The sequence below is a fragment of the Aeromonas sp. PS2Canimalfood6 genome, from assembly GCF_048276795.1.
GTDB classification, from domain to species: Bacteria; Pseudomonadota; Gammaproteobacteria; order Enterobacterales; family Aeromonadaceae; genus Aeromonas; species Aeromonas caviae.
Genome location: NZ_JBLUXC010000147.1, coordinates 1 through 786 on the forward strand (window position 1 = coordinate 1; position 786 = coordinate 786).

A 786-nucleotide genomic window follows, 5' to 3' on the forward strand; every position below is an offset into this window, starting at 1 on the left:
AAAAAGTGTGAAGGCGATCCTGACTATAAAGTTAACTGCATATCACAGGCCTATAAGTATTTGTTTTGTAGGCAAAAAACTATTTTTAATTTTTAACAAAATGTTCACGATCTCGCCCTGCTGATGATATAGCCCCAAAACAGCGGGATGCCCAATAGCAGTTCCAACGCCATCGACATGATCGCGGCTTCCAGCGCGAAAAAGATAAAGGTAAACGAGGCGTATATCAGCGAAACAATGGTGGAACCGATATAACCAAACCCAGCACCACGGCTGAGTAAGTCAATGTCTACCCCATATTTGGATGCGTAATAGCAGATTGGGATGCCGCTGAAAATCACGACTACGGAAACGGCTGCGATAGCCCACAGTGCATTGATGGAACCATAAGAGAGCGTAATCGAGCCGCCCAACGCTTCTAAAACCAGAAACGAGACAATACCCAGTGCGCTATTGGCGATCCAGGTCGCAGACCATTTGCGGGCGCGTTTCGAGGTAAAGCGCAGCGCGAAGTCTTCCAACATCTCATTGGCAACTAACTTATTGTATTTCCGCCGATTAATAGGAATCTTTTGCATCATAGACAGTGCTTCCATTCATGATAAATAGCCCTTGATTTCGCGAATTCAACTTCGAAGTGCGACACTCGCCTATGCCGCCTGACGGTACTCTTCGAATACCTTGACAGGCTGCCTGAATCCGAGACATTTCCGAGGTCGTAGGTTGAGCCACTGCTCCGCTCTCCTGACATCCTCGTCCGTGACCTCTCTCAGGTCTGTTCCCTTT

1 protein-coding gene and 1 pseudogene are annotated in these 786 nt (G+C 47.5%); both read right to left on the bottom strand.

Annotated elements, in window-relative coordinates:
- Window positions 1-104 precede the first annotated feature (104 nt).
- The gene (locus ACNPAA_RS20960; RefSeq protein ID WP_417891995.1) at window positions 105-581 is read right to left on the bottom strand and encodes a hypothetical protein; all 477 of its coding nucleotides are present in this window, start codon (window positions 579-581) and stop codon (window positions 105-107) included.
- A gap of 69 nt (window positions 582-650) precedes the next feature.
- Window positions 651-786: pseudogene (locus tag ACNPAA_RS20965) on the bottom strand (IS30 family transposase); the annotation flags it as partial.

Bases quoted from the DNA above. Each gene is read 5' to 3' on its own strand.
- ACNPAA_RS20960 (WP_417891995.1), bottom strand. From the start codon at position 581: ATGATGCAAAAGATTCCTATTAATCGGCGGAAATACAATAAGTTAGTT.